Annotated in this window: 2 protein-coding genes; both read right to left on the bottom strand. The window is 63.6% G+C overall.

Features of this window, described 5'->3' with window-relative positions:
- Window positions 1–1,919, bottom strand: a 1,919-nt coding sequence (locus VGD20_RS21735) for an efflux RND transporter permease subunit (protein ID WP_331136452.1), incomplete at its 3' end; no start/stop codon positions are given.
- 49 nt (window positions 1,920–1,968) lie between these two features.
- Window positions 1,969–2,649 (bottom strand): efflux RND transporter periplasmic adaptor subunit (locus VGD20_RS21730; protein WP_331136451.1); only part of this gene is annotated, 681 nt, incomplete at its 5' end.

Genomic DNA, 2,649 nt, shown 5'->3' with positions numbered 1-2,649 from the left:
AGGAACGCAGCAACGCCGATGCCGACGATCCACGCGCGGTGGTCGAAGAGCCGCGCATAGGCCCGCTGCGCCACAAATTTTGCCCAGTTGGTGAAGGCCCACCCGCGCATCCCGAACAGATAGGCGAAACCGCCAACGATGACCTGGAGCAGCGCAACCGCCAGATAGGTGGCGATGATGGTGATCGGGGTCATCAGCAGGAAATGCATCGCCGGGTTCGGCGCATCCTGCCCGACCGGGACCGGTTGGAAATAGCTGAAGACCATGGCGAGGCCGGCAAGCCCGGCGGCGACCAGCGGGACGATCAGATAGATCAGCCGCGTCGGCACCTGTTCATAGCGTCCGCGCACCGTCCGGTGCTTCGAATTGTCGAGCGTCCAGCCGAGCAGCTTTTCATAACGGTCGACCCATGGGCCCGACGCATGGTCCTGCTCGCCCTGCGCCGACAGGAAATAGGCGGCGATCATCGGCGTGATCATGCGCGCGACCGCGAGGCTGACCAGCACCGCGAACACGACGGTCATGCCGAACTGGATGAAGAACTGGCCCGACACACCCGGCATCAGCGCGACGGGCAGGAACACCGCGACGATCGACATCGTCGTAGCAACCACCGCAAGGCCGATTTCGTCGGCGGCGTCGATCGACGCCTGATAGGCGGTCTTGCCCATGCGCATGTGCCGCACGATATTCTCGATCTCCACGATCGCATCGTCGACCAGCACGCCCGCGACGAGGCTCAATGCGAGCAGCGACAGGCCGTTCAGCGAAAAGCCCATCATTTCCATGAACCAGAAAGTCGGGATCGCCGACAGCGGGATCGCGAGCGCACTGATCAGCGTCGCGCGCCAGTCGCGCAGGAACAGGAACACGACGACGACGGCGAGGATCGCGCCCTCGATCATCGCGAGCATCGAGCTGCGATATTGTTCCTTGGTATATTCGGTGCGCGTGAAGAGGATCTTGAAATTGACCTTGGGGTTGTTCTTCTTGATCTCTTCCAGCTTTTTCATCGTCTCGTCGTGGACGGTGACATCGGACGCGCCCTTGGCCTTCTCGATCGAGAAGCTGAGCACCTGACGCCCGCCGATCTTGGCGAGGTTGCGCTGCTCGGCATAGCCGTCGGTCACCTTGGCGACATCGGCGAGGCGAATGGTCCGCCCGTTGCCGATCGATATCCGCGTTTCGCCGAGCTGGAAGGCGTTTTCGGCGTTGCCGAGCACGCGCACCGCCTGTTCGGAGCCGGCGATTTCAGTGCGTCCGCCGGCGGCGTTGACGTTGGTCTGGCGCAGCTGCTGGTTTACCTGGCTCGCGGTCAGGCCATAGCTTTGCATCCGCGCGGGATCGAGGATGACGCGGATTTCGCGCGACACACCGCCCGAACGGCTGACCTTGGCCATGCCCGAGATCGAGAGCAGTTCCTTGGCGATCGTATTATCGACGAACCACGACAGCTGTTCCAGCGTCATGTCGGTCGCTTCGACGGCAAAATAGGTGATCGGCCCGCCGGCGGCGTCGACGCGAACGACCTGCGGTTCGAGGATCCCGTCGGGAAGATCGCTGCGGATCTGCTGAACCGCCTGGTTGACGTCGTTATAGGCACGGTCGATCGGCGTACCGATCGCGAACTGCACCATCGTCGAACTGCTGCCCTCGCCGACATAGGACGACATTTCGTCGACACCGCTGACGCCGCGAACCGCGGCCTCGACGCGCTGCGTCACCTGCGTTTCAAGTTCGCTCGGCGCGGCACCCGGCTGCGCCACCATGACCTGTACCAGCGGGAATTCGACATCCGGATTGTCGTTCACGTCCATCCGGTTGAAGCTGACGAGACCCGCCAGCAGCAACAGCACGAACATGACGATCGGCGGCACCGGATTGCGGATGCACCAGGCGGAGATGTTGCGAAAGCTCATGATTCAAACGCCCTTGTGCACCAGCAGACTGCGCATGTGATCCGCGATATTACCGCGACGATTTCTGTATGACCGGCTTCACCTTGTCGCCGGGATTGAGGAAGGCACCCGCGAGCACGACGACCCGTTCATTGCCGGTCAGGCCCGAGGCGATCGATACACCCTCGTCGGTGACCGTGCCGACCGTTACCGGACGGCGCTGGATCGTGTCCTTGTTGTCGACGATCAGCACGAAATTGCCTTCGGGGCCGCTCTGGACAGCACTTTCGGGAAGCATCGGCGCCTGTTCAGTGCCCGACACCAGCCGCGCGTCGGCAAAACCTCCGGGACGAAGCGCCGCGCTGTACGGAACCGCGACACGGACCATGCCCTGCCGCGTGTCGGGATTGACGACCGGCGACACCTGCCACACATGCCCGGCGATCTGCACATTGGTACCGACCGGGTTCACCGTCGCACGGGTGCCGACGCGCACGCGCTGCAGGTCGCCCTCGGCCATCTGCGCCATCATTTCCATCTCGCCGCCCTTTGCCATGCGGAACAGCACGCCGCTGCCTGCCCCGACGATCTGGCCGGGTTCGACCTGCCGCGTCAGCACAAGGCCGGCTTCGGGAGCGACGATGTTGAGGCGGTTGTTGCGCGCCGTGGCTTCGCCATATTGCGCCTGCGCGACGCGAACACGCGCATTGGCGGCATCGCGGGTCGCCCGTTTGCGGTCCATGTCCGCCTT

The sequence above is a fragment of the Sphingopyxis sp. genome (assembly GCF_036402335.1).
GTDB lineage: Bacteria > Pseudomonadota > Alphaproteobacteria > Sphingomonadales > Sphingomonadaceae > Sphingopyxis.
This window is presented reverse-complemented; position numbering and strand designations above follow the sequence as displayed.